Source organism: Neobacillus sp. Fa239 (genome assembly GCF_055395235.1).
This window is the reverse complement of the sequence record NZ_AP041611.1, coordinates 4,007,424-4,023,811: the sequence shown is the minus strand read 5'-3', so window position 1 is coordinate 4,023,811 and position 16,388 is coordinate 4,007,424. Positions and strand designations below refer to the sequence as shown.

Here is a 16,388-nt window from a genome sequence, read left to right as displayed (position 1 = left end):
GGCTTTTTTATTTATCCTCAACTAATACCCAAATATCCTCTAAAGGAATTCCCAAGATTTTAGAAATCTTTAAACCATTCTTTAGTGAAGGTAAAGATTCCCCTCTACACAAACTACTCATTGATTTATTCGAAATATTAGTTTGTTTACATAAAAAATCCTGTTTCATTCCTCTTTCATCTAACACCTGTCTTAACCTTATTTCAACCCCGTCTTTTATCATGATGCAATTCACTCCCAAAAAAATTAACGTGTACGTGCAATTTTTTATACCTACATAAATATCATTTATAAACAGTTAATAAATAATTCGCAACATATTATTAAAATCCTTCAATTAATAACTAGTTATGAAGGGGGTGTTAACTTGCAACGAATAGCTTTATGTCTAAATCCTGATGATCCATATCAAAAAGAATTGTTAGAATTCGTTTCATTTTTACCAAATGGGAAGAAAAGAAATGCAAGTGCTTTTTTGAAAATGTTAGTTGACCGAGAATATCAAAAGAAAAAAGAAGAATATCTAGCGGAAAAGAAAAGATTTGAACATGAAAAAGAGACGCTAGAAGCGCCTCCTGTGGAAGGGTTTAAACCTGGTATCAAATATATTCCAAAATCAACTTAATACGTTGACCAATACACCAACTAACGCACCAATTCCAGCCCCAATAATAAACATCATTTTAGAAACACCTCTTTATAAAGGATTTAATTTTATCTTTCCCATGCTTTTTGAAAATATTCAAAGGGAGTGCTCAACATGAAAACACAGACAATTGAATTTAAGCAATTTGTAAGGAATGAGAAGTTTTCCACTGATGAGCTTTTGAAATTGCTTGAAGATAAAAAATTAATGAAAGTGGTTAGTGTAGGTGGAGGATTAATGCTTTTATTAGTACCGAAATCAACATGGGCAGCAACAAAAGCTTCTGCAGATCAAACTTTCGGTAATTTGTGGCAAGCGATTATGAACATAGTTGACTGGATTGTTGTTGGAGTGTTTGTATTCGGGGGAGTTGCTTGGATGTTTGGTCATCGTCCAAAAGCCCTTGAATTAATCATTGGTGGAAGTGCAGGATACATTTTAGCCCGCCATGCAATTGATATTAGAGACTTTCTAAAGAAGTTGTAGGAGGCTGGTAAAAGTGAATAAAACCGTTGAATTTTTAGAGTGCGTTTTAAGTGTGGCACTTGTTTTTAATAAGCCAGAAGAAGTTGAGTGGGTAGTTGGACAATTATTTGAGGCAAGTAAAGCTGGTGATGAAAATGGGGATTAAAACAATTATTTTACTCTGTATTTTTGGCTTAAGGATTTATCGGAAAAACAGACCAGTTAAATCAGTTAACTTCAATTCATTCCTTCAAAAGGGAGGAAGGGTAAATGAAATTCAGATTATCAAGTGAATATGGTGAATTGTCTGAAGTAAGAAACAACATTCCTCATCATGGTATTGATTTGGCAATGTCTTCGGGAACTAAACTAAGAAGTGTAATTGATGGAGTTGTGGAAAGGGTAGTTGATTTTGGAAACAACAACTTGGGAAAAGGAGTCTTTATTCGTAATGAAGACGGTACACTTTCTATTTATGGACACATGAGTAATATAAAAGTTAAAGTTGGTGAACATCTACATTCAGGTGATTTTATTGGATTATCTGGAAATACAGGAAATTCAACAGGTGCACACTTACACTATGGTATGAAAGCAGCAAATGGACAGTGGATTGACCCTACTCCAATGGCTGAGAAAGTATCAGATATGCAAGGAAGAGATATACATTTTGGTCAGTTTTTATTAGATAAATACAATAATTTTGCAGATAAAGTTATTGGTACAGAAAAAGGAATACTTTTTGATCCTACTCAACATTGGTTAAAAGACTCGTTAATTTCACTTGGTCATACACTTACAGACTTAATGCCAGAAATAGGAACAGCGATAACAATTGCTGTAGGAATAGCCATAATGTTTACTGGTAATTTTCCTAAATATTTTGTTCGATGGGGATTTGCTATGATGGGGGTGATTTCATGGTTAATTTTAGGAAAATAAAATCAATTAAATTATCTGAATATTTCACTTTCCAAAACAATAAAATGATCACTTATCGAATTATCCCTCATGTTTCAGTCACAAATAACAGTAACTCTAAAATGTGGAGAATTCTCCATAAAATGTATGAGATATATAATAATATACCTTCACGAATTAACAGAAATGGATTTACTTTTACCTATCGTGAGAAGGATTTAATTTGGTTTGATGTGATTTTTAGACAAGAGATAGAAGAAAAGAAGATTGAATTTTATGTTAGTACCAGTGAAATTTGGGCAAAGAAATTCCGTGAAATCCTTGAAAACTACATGAAAGTAACTGTTGAACAAATTGAAACAGATGTACTTACCATCCCCGACAATAAAAATACTGTCCTTCAAGAAATCAGACTTTCAAAACACGATATATTCTCTCTAGGAATTAAAGCCTCAGAACAAACAACTCCCATAGCCTCAATATTAACTACTTTAGATGACATATCTGAAAATGGAGACTTTGCACGACTTTCTGTTTGTACTGAAACATTTGGACGTAAACAATGGGCACAGAATGGGCATTGGGCTTATGAAAAAATACAGAAGGGGATAGTTCCTGTTCGAGCAAGAATAACCCCTAGTAAGGTCAATAAAGCTTTAAAAAATGGCATAGGTACAGTAACAAATGAGGTTTACGATGTCTTAAATGACATTATGAATGCAATTGGAAATACTTTTTTCAAAAGTGAAAAAGGATTTGAAAAGAAAAAAATAGTAAAACGTAAACACGCATTAATTGAAGAATTAAATTCTAGTCAAGTTAGTACAAAATCTACAGAGAAATTAAATCAGCCTGTTTGGAAGACACGTATTAGGGTTGCAGCAGTAACAGAGAACAAACTCCGAGCCGATCTGATTGCTAATACAATAAGTAGTGCGTTCTCTGAAATTGCCGGAGACAATGAATTATTACCCTTTAAAATACGTTTGAAAAGTAGAAAGCGTGAATTAATCAATGAATTAAATACTATTCATTTATCTAAAGGAACAAAAGCCGATGGTGATGTATCTTTATTGTCTTGTGATGAATTGTCTAAGGTTGCTATTCAAATGCCTACCTCAACTATTCAACAACGGTATGAAAATGAATTATCAGTTAATAAAAAAGTGGAAACGGATATTTCTTCAATATTTATCCATAAAGAAAATAAATCAGGTGTGAAAATAGACGATATTGTAATAAACATTGGCAGTAACAACATTAAAGTTAGCAATGAACAATTAAAAGTAAATGAAGGGAAATCCAACAGTATTTTAATTGGTCACGCAGAGCTAAAGGGAAAAGAATATCAAATAGGAATACCTTTAAAGAATCCTGAAGAGACATATAAAGGCTATGTTGCTATGGGTGGAATGGGAAGTGGTAAAGATACCTATATTCAAAATTTCGTAACTGAAGGCTCTTTAAATCACAATATAAGTTTTATCGTAATTGATCAAGTAAATAAAGAAGGTCTTCAAGGCATGGCAAATGGTATTAGAGACAGTTTACCTCCAGAAAGAATAATTGATATTGACTTGTCAGACGAAAATTTTCTTCCTCCTTTGGATTTAACTGAAGTTATGGAGAAAATTGGACGTAAAGGTGCAGATCGATTTGCAAATGAACTTATAGACTTTTTTGGTGATGTTGAGTCAATGGGACAAAGTAGAAAAATATTAAGAGCTTTTGCTCAAGCTTCAAATGGTAGTTTGTACAATATCAAAAGATTACTTGAAGATGAATCATTCAGAGCAGAAACAGTAAAAAGACTTAGAAGTGAAAATAAAAAACGTGTCGCTGAAGAAATTGAAAAGTATTTAAGTACCTATGAGTTAGTTGAAAAGAAAAATACAAAAGGTGAAATTACATCGTCAGAAATGAAATGCACAAGAGATGGTCAAAAGTCTTTGGATGGGAAAGCAGGAGCTATTCTAAACCGTTTAGATGAGTTTATGGGCGATTCAACACTATTTGAGATATTTGCTCAACCACCTAAAAAAGAAATGAATTTAGAGCAATGGATGAGGGAAGGAAAGGTTATTATTTTTAGGGTTCCTGATAGGATTTTATCCACGGTTGCAGTAAGAACTTTGGTTCATTGGATTACTTTGAAAGTATTAATGACACGTATGTTAATGACAGTAGAGGATCAAGGAAATGGAGCATTTATTATCTACAACGAACCACAAACATATCTTTCTGAAAATGTTGGTCTTGCTAAATTACTTTCAAGAATAGCAACACAAGGACGTAAAGAACGTTTAGGAAGTATATTCGCATGTCATCATTTGGGGCAGTTAAAAGAGATATCAGAGGATTTAATCAGTGGTGGAGTAAATTGGTTATTATTCAAAAATGACAATGAGAATACGTTCAAAAAGCTTGAAACGCAGCTTCAACCCATATCTATTGAGGAAGCATTGAATATTCCTAATACAAAAACCACTAGACACGCTATTTGTATTTTAAATTTCGGTGGAGAACGTAAGCCTGCATTCATGGTTAGAATGCTAAAACCTTCTTATGAACGATATAAACCTTATGATAATGCATTTTTAACTATGAGACATTCAAGAATGTTTGGAAGGCATTATGATGAAATTGAAGCGATATTAGATAAACAAGATGTAAAGAGTGGCTGAAAAGTCACTCTTTTTTATTTTATATAGTAATTTGTCGATAAATTTCAAAATAATTCCAAATTAACCGCAGTAAAATATACCTACAAATGTAAAAGGGGGAATTACATATGAAGAGAACATTTTTATTAATATTACTTACAATTTTAACTGTTGCTTTAATGGGATGTGGGAGAGATACATCAAAAGTTGAGAATGCTATTCTAGGACATTGGGTTGAAGTGGGTAAGAGTAATTCTGAAATGTACTTTGATAAGAATAAGATTATTACTGTCTTTAAAGGAACTAAAGAGCAATTTAAGTATACTGTAGTTGAGTCCAATGATAAGACAGGTGTAATTGATATATATAGAACAAGAATTGGTGGTCAAACTGTAAGTGAATATAGGATAAATATGAATTTCGTAAATAAAGATAGGACTAAGTTTATAGAAGATGACCAAGTTGTGAAGCAATTGGAAGATGCTTTAGGAATGAAACAGACTAAACCAACATGGAAATATGTAGATAGCAAAACCCAGCCTTAATTTTTATCTAATTGTGGAGATACCCAGTTGAATAAACAATATTGGGATAGAGTGACAAAAAATGTCGCTCTTTTTTTATTTTTGTCGAATATTATCATTTCGTTTGATACAATAGTTGTATCACAAGTCAAATGAGGTGAATCAATTGAATGTTGCTGTCTATACTAGGGTAAGTACCAAGCATGAAGAACAAATATCATCACTACACAATCAACAACAGCACTATTTGGAATATTGCGACAAACACAATTATAATTTGGTCAAATTGTATTCAGATGAGGGATTATCTGCAACAAGCCCAAACAGAAGGCAATTCTTGGAAATGATGTATGATGCAGGAATAGACTTTGAAAAAGCGAAAAATTCCAATAAGGTTCTTTACTTTGATTTATCAGACCGTAAACCAAAATTCGATTTAATTATAACTAAAGACGTTTCACGTTTTGCAAGAAATGTTGATGCAATTGTTTTAGCAAGAAAGTTGAAAGAAAAAGGTGTTCATGTACTTTTTGAAAATGCTGGATTCAGTACAGACGATAATGATTGGGAATTGAGATTAAGTTTACTCTTAACTTTTTCACAACAGGAAAGTATTGACCGTTCTAAAAAAGTATCATTTGCCTATAAACAGCGTTCAAAGAATGGTGTTTACCATATGACCAAAAATCTTTATGGATATAGATATGACCCTGAATCTAAATCAGTATCCATTGTGGAAGATGAAGCTAAAAATGTAAGGAAAATGTTTGAATTATTCATCAATGGATATGGTGTGCAGAGTATTTCCAATTACCTAAATGAAAACAAAATCAAGACTCAGAATGGATATGAATGGGTAGGTGGGAATGTTCGCAGGTTATTGAGAAACGAGAAATACATTGGAAAAGTGATTCTAAATAAATACACAAACAACGGTATTACTTCAGGTAAGAAGAGGACTAAACGTCCTGAGAGTGAATGGACAGTTCTTGAGGACGCTATTAAACCAATCATTGATATTGACACATGGAATAAAGCACAAGAAGTGATAATGACTAGAGTGGATCAGACCAATGAAGGAAGCTTGTCGGGTTCTAGAAAAGTTAAGAATATCTTCTACAATAAAATGTATTGTGGAAAATGCGGAAAATCCTTTGCTCGTCATACTTCAAAAAAGCAAAGAAAAGAAGGCATTGTGACAGAATATAATTATACATGCACCAACAGGAGACACAGGAAAAGTTGCGATAACAAGATGATAAGTCATAATGTATTGGTTAGTAAAATTACTAATTTTGCTAAAAATGAACTACCAATAAAATTACAAGAAAAAAGAGAAATGTTCATGGCAATCATCAACTCACAGAAACAATTATTAAATTTGAAACTAAAATTGTCTGAAAGAACAGTAAACAATTTAAAAAATCAAATTGTAGATATTGATAATGAAGTTGATAAATTACTTACATCGTTTTCTAAAAGTAATTCAACAGTTGTGTCAGTCATAGAAAGAAGAATCGAACAGTTAGAATTATCTAAAAATGAATTAAATCAAAAATTACTTGAAAGTAATCCGATTTCTTTAAAAAGTGAAATAAGTCGTTTAGAAGAAGCTTTAAAATTACTATCAGGTAAGATAAGAAGTGAATATTCATTTGATGAAGCACTTAAATATCTTGGTAAAATAACTGTTAATGACGGAGCACTTACTTTTAATGTTGTAGCAGATGATAAGTTAGAGCCCTTATTGAACATTGATGTCAGTAGAATTGATAATTCTAAAATCGATTCACTAGTCGATCAATTAAAAGAAGAATTGCAAAAATTAAAATCCATAGGTAAGTAATTTTTCGACTTGCCTATGGGGTTAATTAGTAAAATGGTTCAGGCACAGGTCCAAGCATATCAAATGGAAAAAAAGAAGCTGCCAACCAGTGTTCAAGACTTAGTTGACGCAGGTTATTTAAAGTCTGACGCTACCGGCTGCCCGAATGGAACTACTGAAATCAAAATAGATTCCGATGGTACAGTGACAGCAGTAGCCGGCAATTCCAGTGCCTCTTAAAGATGAGCAATCAAAAGGGTTTACCTTAATTGAATCCTTGCTTGTTCTCTCCATCTTTCTAATCATTTCCTCCATAACTGCATTTATCCTTCAGCCACATTACAATTCTGTGGAAGATGAGGCTTTCCTTTCGCAATTAAAAGCAGATTTATTTTACGCCCAACAATATGCGATTTCACATCAGCATGAAATAACAGTAAATTTTATGGCGAATGAATATAACTATTATGTTTATGAGCGAACTGATCTTCCAAGGCTGGTTGAAAGGTATTATTCAAACAATATTCACGTGTACCCCGAGACACTTCCATTAGTGTTTAAATTCCTTGTGGACGGAAATGTAAACAAGTTTGGTTCATTTTATATTGAAACAAAAACGGGGCATTATCATGTAACCTTTTTGATTGGAAAGGGACGTTTTTATGTTACCGAAGAATAAAGGCTTTTTTCTGCTTGAACTGCTTTTATCGATATCTGCCTGGCTGATGATGTGCCTATTTTTCATTCCAATTTTAATTGATTTAACAAATCAGTCAAGAAAGGAAGAGGTGGAAAAAAAGGCGCAACAGCTCTTGTATGAAGAACTGGAAGCAAAACTCGGCAGTGATCAAACATATACAAATTATTCAGTCTTTAGTAATTCTATCGAGTACAAAATTAATTGGAAGGATTCACAGGCTCCAAATCAGAAGGAGGTGTGTGTCGCTGTTGATAATAATACCTTCCTATCTGAAATGGAAATTTGCGGACTCCAAGAATGAACAGGCTTTTACCCTTATTGAAGCCCTTTTCGCATTGTCCATTTTTTCAACAATTGTCTTTTTTGCGGCACCATTGTTGCAAATAATCTTAAATAACAAAGCTTTTATGGCAGAAAATCAAGAAATGGAATGGGAGGTTTTTTGCAGTCAAATCAAAAAAGAAATCCGGATGGATTCCAGTGCTGAAGTCTTCGCCGGGAGATTGATCTTAACAAAGGATACTGACACGATCCAGTATGAGAAATATGGAAGTAATTTACGAAGACGTGTAAATAATTTAGGTCACGAAATTCTTTTGCAAAATGTATCCGATGTCAGTTTTTCCCTTCAAAATAATGCCGTTAAGGTTTGGGTGAAAGATATTTGGGGGAAGGAATACTCGGTCATGGTTTATTCTTATATTGATTGGAATAAAGGAGGATGAGGAAGAAGGAACAGGGTTTTACCTATCCGCTCACATTATGTATGCTAATGGTGTTCCTGCTATTTTTTTCGATTCGGGTCAACCTTCTCTTGGGAGAAAGACGATTATCAGGGCAAACGGAGATTATCCTCCAAGAGGAATATTATTTCTTCAGCTCCGTAAAAAAACTTGAAAATACACTGAAATCAAAGGGGACCAATTCGACAAAAGGGACGATTAAATACATAAATGGCGATATGGATTATCAGACCGCATCACAGACAGGGACCCTTCAAACGATTGATTTTACGCTGCGTTTAAAATCAGGTATTACAGTGATTGGAAGAGGATACTTTGATACGAAATTAAAAAAAATGACGAAATGGATCGAGAAGAATTAAATAGAATTCGTTTGAAATCACCTTACATGGACATACTTGTAGTGAAGAATGGAGGGAAGTATGTCCATGAAAACAAATGACTATGTAAAATATATGACACAAACACTTGTGAAATATGCCGACCAGCCAAAAGAGGAAAGGAAAAGACTGCGCAGTGAAAGGCAGCAAACGAAAGCTTCTTTTTGGTACAGGTGGTTCGGAATCCTTCCGTATATTTTTTATACAGAAGTGAAGAGAAGGAGAAAAGCTTAGAGAAGCAGACTAAATGGTCTGCTTCTCTATGTTTATACAGCCCTTTCAGTAAGATAAAACAAGCCGCCGTTTATAAATGAAATATTGATTTTTGGTTCGTATTGCTCCTGCAAGGCTTTTTTTTCCGTCTCATAGCTTTCGTTTTCTTCTTCGACATCCTCATAAAAATGATTTAATAGCTTCAAATCCTGATCCCATCGTTTCCTGGCTTCCTCTGCCCAAGAATGATCATCGAGATCGATTGCCGATTTTAAGTAGTTTTCAATTCTCGACATTCCGCTTTTTGGTTTAACTAATGGTGATAATGTATAAGAATAGTCAGGAATTTTGGGTGTCAAAGGAATTTGCTGTAATCTGTCATGAAAATTTTCTACCATTTGTCCATTAATCAACTGGAGACCGATGGATTTATAAATATCTCGCTTTCGGTCACATTGATAAGAGATTTTTACATTCATACAAAGCCAAGGAAATAATGGAATTTGTCTATTATCCTGACTGCGTTTTTCATAAAGACGGATAAAACCTGCTAATTTTTTCGTTGATTGGAAAATTTGATGAAGTCTTGGCGAGCCAAAATGAATCGTTTCCCCCTTTAAGTTTTCCGGAGCATTCTGTTGATTCGTCACAAAGGTTAACACCATTGGATTGGGTATCCCCCCTGTTTTTTCGAGATAATGCCAGTAAAAAGGCCGATTCATTAATTCCTTATCCAATTCAATCGTTAATTTTACAGTTAAATAGGCTGGGTGGTTTTCAACTATTTCACAGTCATTCGCTTGAAAATATTTCATTAAAAAACTATGAATTTCCTGCTGCTGCATGTTTATTCCCTTCCTTCATGTCCTTCGCTAACTCAATCATCGATGTTAGGTTTTCCATTTTTATTCTCATTTCACCTTCTGAACAGGATTGACCAAATATATCAATTAAGTGGTCTTCTATATTGCCGAAATCAAGCTTTGTTAAAATATCATCTAACTCGCCAATTACATGCTCAAACAGTTCAATTTTTTCATACAATAGTTTAAGGATGTGCTCTTCCACCGTATTTTTGATGGCAAAGTTGTAAATCATCACATCCTTTTCCTGTCCCAGTCGATGAATCCGGCCAATACGCTGCTCGAGTTTCATTGGGTTCCAAGGCAAATCAAAATTGATAATATGGTTGCAGAATTGGAGATTGATTCCCTCCCCACCAGCTTCTGTAGCGATCAAAACCTGTGCATGTTTTTGAAACAGCTCACGCATCCAATCCTTTTTGCCCCGTTTAAATCCTCCTCTAAACGGGACAGATGAGATACCATGTTGTTTCAAGAACCATTGGAGGTACAGCTGTGTGGCCCGATATTCTGTAAAAATAATGACTTTGTCATTTACTTTCTGAATCAATTCTAATGCTTTTTCTGCTTTTGAATTCTGTGTAACAGCTTCTACTTTCTTGATTAAATACTGAATTTGCTCCTCAAAAGCTTGAGAGGGATTTTCCTTCTTTTGCAGCATATTTTTCAACGTGTAAAAAACGGCTTCCCTGCTTGAACATGCTTCTCTTTGCAAGGTCATGACCGAAAAAGCACTCGCTTGAACCCAATCTCCATCACTTTTAAGCTCCATGATGCTCTCATAAAGTTCTTTTTCTGTGGATGAAAACTCAATAGGTATCGTTTCAACATGCCTTTTTGTCCATTCTATTCCCGTATCAGCCCGCCGATTTCGGATCATGACTTTATTTACTAATTCTTTTAAGTGCTCATCATCATTTAATGATCGTGAATCTCGTTTATATTTTTCGAAAAAGGCAGTTTCGCTTCCTAAATGTCCTGGCTTTAAGAGGGACACAAGATTAAAAATTTCCTCGATACGGTTTTGAATCGGAGTGGCTGTTAGCAATAAACAAAATTTCTTTTTCAGATTTTGAACAAATTCGTAATTTTTTGTTTTATTGTTTTTTAACTTATGGGCTTCATCGATGATGATAAGGTCATAGTTTTGATTGTAAATAATTTCACGGTGCGGATTCCTCTTTGCTGTATCGATGGAAGATACTACAACATCGCATTGTTCCCAAACATAACTTTTTCTCTGTGCAATAGCGGGTATAAAGAATTTACTATTCAATTCGATTGACCATTGTGTAACAAGAGAAGCGGGAACTAGAATCAAAACTTTTTTCACAAGTCCGCGAATCATATATTCTTTTAAAATTAATCCTGCTTCAATTGTCTTTCCAAGACCGACTTCATCCGCAAGAATGGCTTTTCCATGCATATTTTCAATTACTTGTTTGGCGGTTTCGAGCTGGTGAGGTAGAGGGGTTAGGTTTGGCAGGTGTTTGGGTGCCTGCAGTCCTTCAAATTCAGGAATCACAAGATGTTTCTCAATATTAACGGCAAGTTTAAATAACTCCCAATTTCCCCACGGTCCGTCGTTTTCAATTCGATGTAAAAAATCATCCTGCCAAGACTGATCAAATACAGTTTGAACCGACATATTTTCAGCTCCTTTTTTCTATATGACTGGTCCGAATTCCAAATCATCGTACTTACAATTTTCGAAATAAAGTTATTGCTCAAAATAGTATTTTAGGTTAGGATGAGATTAGCTTTAGAAAGTTAAAAATTTTTAAATAAACTTTAGTAGTATAATTTAGTATGACCTTATTGGAAAATAATATGAATGCGAATGATGACAAGGGGAGAGACTACTCGAGTAGCGCCGAAGGAGCAAACAGAAATGTGAATCTCTCAGGCAAAAGAACTCTTGTTTGACGCAACTCTGGAGAGAGCTCACCGAGTGTGGGCCACCAAAGGGGACAGCCTAACCAGGTAAACTTTCAGGTGCAAGGACAGAGACCGTCTTTTATTTAAAGGGGGGTTTCTGTCCTTTTTTGCTGTAAGGGAAGTTTTCCCGACAATGAAAAATTTATGGCTTAACTATTTAGAGGTGCAAGCTTGGTTGAGAAAAAGTAAACGCTTTCATTGAGTAAAAGACGGCATTTCCTAAGCGACATTCCGCTTTCAAATTTAGTCCGATTTTACCTATTGCTTGCGCTTTTCTAATAAAATTTTCTAAAGAGGAGAATGAATGATGGCAGAATTAAAACGAACTCCGCTTTTCGATGTATACAAGGAATTCGGAGGCAAAACGATTGATTTTGGAGGATGGGAGCTTCCTGTCCAATTTTCAAGTATTAAAGAAGAGCACGAAGCAGTTCGTACAAAAGCTGGTCTATTTGATGTCTCACACATGGGTGAAGTGGAAGTAAAGGGCCCTGATAGTTTAAATTATTTACAAAAAATGGTTACAAATGATGTTTCAAAATTAAAAAATGGCGGCGCACAGTACACTGCGATGTGTTATGAAAACGGTGGTACGGTGGATGACCTGCTTGTTTACAAAATCGAAGACAACCATTACCTCCTTGTAGTAAATGCGTCTAATATTGAAAAAGATTATAAATGGCTTGAAGAGCATCTTGAAGGGGATGTAGTACTTACAAACTTATCAGAAAGTACTGCGCAATTAGCCATCCAAGGTCCGCTTGCTGAAAAAGTTTTGCAAAAGCTTTCTAAAACGGATTTAAGTGAAATTGGCTTCTTTAAATTTCAGCAGGAAGTTCAATTGGGCGAGAAAAAGGCGCTAGTTTCAAGAACAGGCTATACCGGTGAAGATGGTTTTGAAATCTATTGTGATTCTAATGATGCTGTTTATCTTTGGCATGCCATTTTAGAGGCAGGCAAAGAAGAAGGTGTGATTCCATGTGGATTAGGAGCACGGGATACATTACGCTTTGAGGCCATTCTACCTCTTTACGGTCAAGAGCTATCACCTGAAATTTCACCGCTTGAAGCAGGAATCGGCTTTGCTGTTAAGTTAAATAAAGAAGCAGATTTTATCGGCAAAGATGTACTAAAAAATCAAAAAGAAAATGGCCTTCCAAGAAAGTCAGTCGGAATCGAAATGATTGACCGCGGTATCCCTCGTCACGGATATCCTGTATATAAAGGTGAAGAATTAATCGGGGAAGTTACGACTGGTACACAGTCCCCTACATTAAAGAAAAATATCGGTCTTGCCCTCATTCCAACACAATTTGCTGAAATGGGTGCTGAGGTTGAGGTTGAAATTCGCGGCAAACGTCTAAAAGCTGTTGTTGTTCCAACACCTTTTTATAAAAGAGAAAAGAAATAACAGAAGGGAGTTAGGTTTATGAAACATCGCTATTTACCTATGACTGAAGAAGATAAGAGAGCAATGCTTGATACCATTGGCATTGATTCCGTTGATGAATTGTTTAGCGATATCCCGGAACAAGTAAGATTTAAGGGTGAGTACAATATAAAAGCGGCAAAATCTGAGACCGCTCTAATGAAAGAACTATCTGTTATGGCACAACGAAATGCCGACCTAAAAAGTCATGTCTCATTCTTAGGTGCTGGTGTCTATGACCATTACATGCCTGTGATTGTCGATCACGTCATCTCTCGATCAGAATTTTATACGGCTTATACACCATATCAGCCAGAAATTTCTCAAGGTGAGCTGCAGGCTATTTTTGAATTCCAAACCATGATTTGTGAATTAACAGGAATGGATGTAGCCAACTCTTCTATGTATGATGGCGGAACGGCCCTTGCTGAAGCTGCCATGCTGAGTGCAGGTCATACAAAAAGAAAAACAATCCTTGTATCAAGTGCTGTACATCCTGAATATCGCGATGTCCTTAAGACTTATGCAAAAGGTCAAAACCTTAACGTTATTGAGGTTCCGGTTACTGATGGATTAACAGATTTAGCGGCATTAAAGGAATTGACAAATGGAGATGTTGGTGCGGTAATTGTCCAATATCCAAACTTCTTTGGCCGAATCGAACCATTGAAGGAACTAGAAGAAATTATCCATGCTAATAAATCAATGTTTGTTGTATCCAGCAACCCAGTATCACTTGGCTTGTTAACTCCTCCAGGGAAATTTGGAGCTGATGTTGTCATTGGTGATGCACAACCTTTCGGGATTCCAACAGGATTTGGCGGACCGCATTGCGGATTCTTTGCGGTAACTGACAAATTACTAAGAAAGGTTCCAGGACGTCTTGTTGGTCAAACAACCGATGAAGAAGGACGCCGTGGTTTCGTATTAACATTACAAGCTCGTGAACAGCATATTCGTCGTGACAAAGCGACATCTAATATTTGTTCAAACCAGGCATTAAATGCGCTTGCAGCATCTGTTGCAATGACCGCTCTTGGTAAAAAGGGAGTCCGCGAAATGGCGGCAGCGAATATTCAAAAAGCACAATATGCAAAAAATGCATTCAAGAATGCTGGTTTCGAAGTCATTTATGATGGACATTCTTTCAATGAATTCATTGTGAAATTAAATAAACCAGTTGGTGAAATAAATAAACAATTGTTGCAAAAAGGGATTATTGGCGGCTATGATTTAGGCCAAGATTATTCCGATTTAGCAAACCACATGCTTATTGCAGTTACAGAACAAAGAACGAAGGAAGAAATCGATACTTTTGTGAAAGAATTGGGGGATTTGCATGCATAATCAAGATCAGGCGCTCATTTTTGAAGTTAGTACACCTGGGCGAATCGGATACAGCCTCCCAGAGATGGATATTCCAGAATTGGATTTAAATGACCTTCTTCCGGAAGGGTACTTACGCACGGAAGAGCCTGAACTTCCTGAAGTTTCTGAGCTTGATATTATGCGTCATTATACGGCCCTTTCAAAAAGAAATCATGGTCTTGATTCCGGATTTTATCCACTTGGATCTTGTACAATGAAATACAATCCAAAAATCAATGAAAATGTTGCACGCTTTGCCGGCTTCGCTCATTTGCATCCACTTCAGGATGTCAGCTCTGTTCAAGGTGCACTTGAACTAATGTATGACTTGCAGCAGCATTTAATTGAAATCACTGGAATGGATGAAGTAACACTTCAATCCGCTGCAGGTGCTCATGGAGAGTGGACTGGATTAATGTTGATCCGTGCTTATCATGAAGCAAACGGTGATTTTAAACGGACAAAGGTAATTGTTCCGGACTCTGCACATGGTACCAACCCTGCTTCCGCTACCATTGCCGGTTTTGAAACCGTAACTGTAAAATCCAATGATAAAGGTCTTGTTGACCTTGAGGATTTAAAGCGTGTTGTTGGGGAAGATACAGCTGCGTTAATGCTAACCAACCCAAATACACTTGGTTTATTTGAAGAAAATATTGTGGAATTAGCAGAAATCGTTCACGCTGCCGGCGGTAAGCTTTATTATGACGGAGCGAACTTAAATGCTGTTCTTTCGAAGGCAAGACCTGGTGACATGGGCTTTGACGTTGTTCACTTAAACCTTCATAAAACATTTACTGGCCCACATGGCGGCGGCGGACCAGGTTCCGGCCCTGTTGGGGTAAAATCAGACTTAGTTCAATATTTACCGAAGCCAATCATTGCTAAACGCGGTGATGAATATATACTTGATTATGACCGTCCACAATCGATTGGCCGTGTGAAGCCGTTCTATGGCAACTTTGGAATTAATGTCCGTGCTTACACTTATATTCGTTCAATGGGTCCAGACGGCTTGAAAGCTGTAACCGAAAATGCAGTACTAAATGCAAACTATATGATGAGAAGACTAGCTGAACACTATGATCTTCCGTTTGATAAGCACTGTAAGCATGAATTTGTCTTAAGCGGTAAACGCCAGAAAAAACTTGGCGTCCGTACGCTGGATATTGCGAAACGCCTGCTTGATTTTGGCTATCACCCACCAACCATTTACTTCCCATTGATTGTGGAAGAATGTATCATGATTGAGCCAACAGAAACTGAAGCAAAAGAAACGCTTGACGGATTCTGTGACATCATGATTCAAATTGCCAAAGAGGCGGAAGAGAATCCAGAAATCGTTCAAGAAGCACCACATACAACTGTAGTTACCCGTATGGATGAAACAAAAGCAGCACGTAAACCAGTATTAAGATATAAAAAGGCTTAATATTTTTGAGGGCAGATTCTGTAATGGAATCTGCCCTCATTTTGTTAATTGAAGAGTGCTTCTACGATCTTAGGAGATCCGCTGCATTGCCCGTGAAGAGTAAAAACGGCGTGAATGGTCCAAGCAGAGCGGCTGGATTGCCCGAGAAGAGGAAAAAAGGGCGTGAGCGGGTAAAGGAGAGTGGCTGGATTGCCCTTGAAGAGGGAAAAAGAGCGTGAGCGGGTAAAGGAGAGCGGCTGGATTGCCCGAGAAGAGGAAAAAAGAGCATGAGCGGGTAA

The 16,388-nt window shown here is 36.1% G+C and carries 20 protein-coding genes and 1 riboswitch; of the genes, 17 read left to right on the top strand and 3 right to left on the bottom strand.

What is annotated here, in order from left to right; genetic code table 11:
- Nucleotides 1-7 precede the first annotated feature (7 nt).
- Nucleotides 8-223: a helix-turn-helix transcriptional regulator gene (locus ACZ5XR_RS19855; RefSeq protein ID WP_464498127.1), complete on the bottom strand. Its 216-nt coding sequence runs from the start codon at nucleotides 221-223 to the stop codon at nucleotides 8-10.
- A gap of 144 nt (nucleotides 224-367) precedes the next feature.
- On the opposite strand from ACZ5XR_RS19855, the gene ACZ5XR_RS19850 reads away from it, so the two are divergent.
- The 13 genes from ACZ5XR_RS19850 (at nucleotide 368) to ACZ5XR_RS19790 (ending at nucleotide 9,101) form a co-directional block, all read left to right on the top strand.
- A complete protein-coding gene (locus ACZ5XR_RS19850) occupies nucleotides 368-625 on the top strand; it encodes a hypothetical protein (RefSeq protein ID WP_464498126.1) in 258 nt (85 codons plus the stop codon).
- A 135-nt stretch (nucleotides 626-760) separates the two neighbouring features.
- Nucleotides 761-1,132, top strand: coding sequence for a glycosyltransferase (locus ACZ5XR_RS19845; protein ID WP_464498125.1), 372 nt, complete (start codon nucleotides 761-763; stop codon nucleotides 1,130-1,132).
- A gap of 13 nt (nucleotides 1,133-1,145) precedes the next feature.
- Nucleotides 1,146-1,277, top strand: a complete 132-nt coding sequence (locus ACZ5XR_RS19840) for a hypothetical protein (RefSeq protein ID WP_464498124.1) — start codon at nucleotides 1,146-1,148, stop codon at nucleotides 1,275-1,277.
- A 104-nt stretch (nucleotides 1,278-1,381) separates the two neighbouring features.
- On the top strand, nucleotides 1,382-2,053 hold the full coding sequence (locus ACZ5XR_RS19835) for a M23 family metallopeptidase (protein ID WP_464498123.1): 672 nt from the start codon (nucleotides 1,382-1,384) through the stop codon (nucleotides 2,051-2,053).
- Nucleotides 2,032-4,716 (top strand): type IV secretory system conjugative DNA transfer family protein, encoded by a 2,685-nt coding sequence (locus tag ACZ5XR_RS19830; protein ID WP_464498122.1) that lies wholly within the window; start codon nucleotides 2,032-2,034, stop codon nucleotides 4,714-4,716. The genes ACZ5XR_RS19835 and ACZ5XR_RS19830 overlap by 22 nt, the downstream gene beginning before the upstream one ends.
- Nucleotides 4,717-4,823: 107 nt before the next feature.
- The gene (locus tag ACZ5XR_RS19825; protein ID WP_464498121.1) at nucleotides 4,824-5,240 is read left to right on the top strand and encodes a hypothetical protein; all 417 of its coding nucleotides are present in this window, start codon (nucleotides 4,824-4,826) and stop codon (nucleotides 5,238-5,240) included.
- A 145-nt stretch (nucleotides 5,241-5,385) separates the two neighbouring features.
- Nucleotides 5,386-7,065 carry a recombinase family protein gene (locus tag ACZ5XR_RS19820; protein WP_464498120.1) on the top strand — a complete coding sequence of 560 codons (1,680 nt, stop codon included), beginning with the start codon at nucleotides 5,386-5,388 and terminating at the stop codon, nucleotides 7,063-7,065.
- A 33-nt stretch (nucleotides 7,066-7,098) separates the two neighbouring features.
- The gene (locus ACZ5XR_RS19815) at nucleotides 7,099-7,284 is read left to right on the top strand and encodes a competence type IV pilus major pilin ComGC (RefSeq protein WP_464498118.1); all 186 of its coding nucleotides are present in this window, start codon (nucleotides 7,099-7,101) and stop codon (nucleotides 7,282-7,284) included.
- Nucleotides 7,274-7,723 carry a competence type IV pilus minor pilin ComGD gene (comGD, locus tag ACZ5XR_RS19810; RefSeq protein ID WP_464498117.1) on the top strand — a complete coding sequence of 150 codons (450 nt, stop codon included), beginning with the start codon at nucleotides 7,274-7,276 and terminating at the stop codon, nucleotides 7,721-7,723. The genes ACZ5XR_RS19815 and comGD overlap by 11 nt, the downstream gene beginning before the upstream one ends.
- Entirely contained in the window at nucleotides 7,707-8,045 is a 339-nt protein-coding gene (gene comGE / locus ACZ5XR_RS19805) for a competence type IV pilus minor pilin ComGE (protein ID WP_464498115.1), read from the top strand. Before comGD ends, comGE begins: the two co-directional genes overlap by 17 nt.
- Nucleotides 7,993-8,469 (top strand): competence type IV pilus minor pilin ComGF, encoded by a 477-nt coding sequence (gene comGF / locus ACZ5XR_RS19800; RefSeq protein ID WP_464498114.1) that lies wholly within the window; start codon nucleotides 7,993-7,995, stop codon nucleotides 8,467-8,469. The genes comGE and comGF overlap by 53 nt, the downstream gene beginning before the upstream one ends.
- On the top strand, nucleotides 8,466-8,849 hold the full coding sequence (comGG, locus tag ACZ5XR_RS19795) for a competence type IV pilus minor pilin ComGG (RefSeq protein ID WP_464498113.1): 384 nt from the start codon (nucleotides 8,466-8,468) through the stop codon (nucleotides 8,847-8,849). The genes comGF and comGG overlap by 4 nt, the downstream gene beginning before the upstream one ends.
- 66 nt (nucleotides 8,850-8,915) lie before the next feature.
- A complete protein-coding gene (locus tag ACZ5XR_RS19790; protein WP_464502387.1) occupies nucleotides 8,916-9,101 on the top strand; it encodes a YqzE family protein in 186 nt (61 codons plus the stop codon).
- A 32-nt stretch (nucleotides 9,102-9,133) separates the two neighbouring features.
- On the opposite strand, the gene ACZ5XR_RS19785 is transcribed toward ACZ5XR_RS19790, so the two are convergent.
- Complete coding sequence (locus ACZ5XR_RS19785) at nucleotides 9,134-9,925, bottom strand: YqhG family protein (protein ID WP_464498112.1); 792 nt, start codon at nucleotides 9,923-9,925, stop codon at nucleotides 9,134-9,136.
- Complete coding sequence (locus ACZ5XR_RS19780) at nucleotides 9,903-11,591, bottom strand: DEAD/DEAH box helicase (protein WP_464498111.1); 1,689 nt, start codon at nucleotides 11,589-11,591, stop codon at nucleotides 9,903-9,905. The genes ACZ5XR_RS19785 and ACZ5XR_RS19780 overlap by 23 nt, the downstream gene beginning before the upstream one ends.
- A 192-nt stretch (nucleotides 11,592-11,783) precedes the next feature.
- Nucleotides 11,784-11,871: riboswitch (glycine riboswitch) on the top strand.
- 317 nt (nucleotides 11,872-12,188) lie between these two features.
- Here ACZ5XR_RS19780 and gcvT point away from each other — a divergent pair.
- The 4 genes from gcvT to ACZ5XR_RS19760 are packed head-to-tail and all read left to right on the top strand — an operon-like array spanning nucleotide 12,189 to nucleotide 16,328.
- Nucleotides 12,189-13,292 carry a glycine cleavage system aminomethyltransferase GcvT gene (gene gcvT, locus ACZ5XR_RS19775; RefSeq protein WP_464502386.1) on the top strand — a complete coding sequence of 368 codons (1,104 nt, stop codon included), beginning with the start codon at nucleotides 12,189-12,191 and terminating at the stop codon, nucleotides 13,290-13,292.
- A gap of 18 nt (nucleotides 13,293-13,310) precedes the next feature.
- Nucleotides 13,311-14,657, top strand: coding sequence for an aminomethyl-transferring glycine dehydrogenase subunit GcvPA (gene gcvPA / locus ACZ5XR_RS19770; protein ID WP_464498110.1), 1,347 nt, complete (start codon nucleotides 13,311-13,313; stop codon nucleotides 14,655-14,657).
- The gene (gcvPB, locus tag ACZ5XR_RS19765; protein WP_464498108.1) at nucleotides 14,650-16,110 is read left to right on the top strand and encodes an aminomethyl-transferring glycine dehydrogenase subunit GcvPB; all 1,461 of its coding nucleotides are present in this window, start codon (nucleotides 14,650-14,652) and stop codon (nucleotides 16,108-16,110) included. The genes gcvPA and gcvPB overlap by 8 nt, the downstream gene beginning before the upstream one ends.
- A 23-nt stretch (nucleotides 16,111-16,133) precedes the next feature.
- Complete coding sequence (locus ACZ5XR_RS19760) at nucleotides 16,134-16,328, top strand: hypothetical protein (protein WP_464498107.1); 195 nt, start codon at nucleotides 16,134-16,136, stop codon at nucleotides 16,326-16,328.
- Nucleotides 16,329-16,388: the final 60 nt, after the last annotated feature.

Excerpts from the sequence above, each read along its gene's own strand:
- ACZ5XR_RS19855 (WP_464498127.1), bottom strand. The coding sequence starts at position 223 with ATGATAAAAGACGGGGTTGAAATAAGGTTAAGACAGGTGTTAGATGAA.
- ACZ5XR_RS19845 (WP_464498125.1), top strand. The coding sequence starts at position 761 with ATGAAAACACAGACAATTGAATTTAAGCAATTTGTAAGGAATGAGAAG.
- ACZ5XR_RS19835 (WP_464498123.1), top strand. The coding sequence starts at position 1,382 with ATGAAATTCAGATTATCAAGTGAATATGGTGAATTGTCTGAAGTAAGA.
- ACZ5XR_RS19830 (WP_464498122.1), top strand. The coding sequence starts at position 2,032 with ATGGTTAATTTTAGGAAAATAAAATCAATTAAATTATCTGAATATTTC.
- ACZ5XR_RS19825 (WP_464498121.1), top strand. The coding sequence starts at position 4,824 with ATGAAGAGAACATTTTTATTAATATTACTTACAATTTTAACTGTTGCT.
- ACZ5XR_RS19815 (WP_464498118.1), top strand. The coding sequence starts at position 7,099 with ATGGTTCAGGCACAGGTCCAAGCATATCAAATGGAAAAAAAGAAGCTG.
- comGE (WP_464498115.1), top strand. The coding sequence starts at position 7,707 with ATGTTACCGAAGAATAAAGGCTTTTTTCTGCTTGAACTGCTTTTATCG.
- comGG (WP_464498113.1), top strand. The coding sequence starts at position 8,466 with ATGAGGAAGAAGGAACAGGGTTTTACCTATCCGCTCACATTATGTATG.
- ACZ5XR_RS19790 (WP_464502387.1), top strand. The coding sequence starts at position 8,916 with ATGAAAACAAATGACTATGTAAAATATATGACACAAACACTTGTGAAA.
- ACZ5XR_RS19785 (WP_464498112.1), bottom strand. The coding sequence starts at position 9,925 with ATGCAGCAGCAGGAAATTCATAGTTTTTTAATGAAATATTTTCAAGCG.
- ACZ5XR_RS19780 (WP_464498111.1), bottom strand. The coding sequence starts at position 11,591 with ATGTCGGTTCAAACTGTATTTGATCAGTCTTGGCAGGATGATTTTTTA.
- gcvT (WP_464502386.1), top strand. The coding sequence starts at position 12,189 with ATGGCAGAATTAAAACGAACTCCGCTTTTCGATGTATACAAGGAATTC.
- gcvPA (WP_464498110.1), top strand. The coding sequence starts at position 13,311 with ATGAAACATCGCTATTTACCTATGACTGAAGAAGATAAGAGAGCAATG.
- gcvPB (WP_464498108.1), top strand. The coding sequence starts at position 14,650 with ATGCATAATCAAGATCAGGCGCTCATTTTTGAAGTTAGTACACCTGGG.
- ACZ5XR_RS19760 (WP_464498107.1), top strand. The coding sequence starts at position 16,134 with ATGGAATCTGCCCTCATTTTGTTAATTGAAGAGTGCTTCTACGATCTT.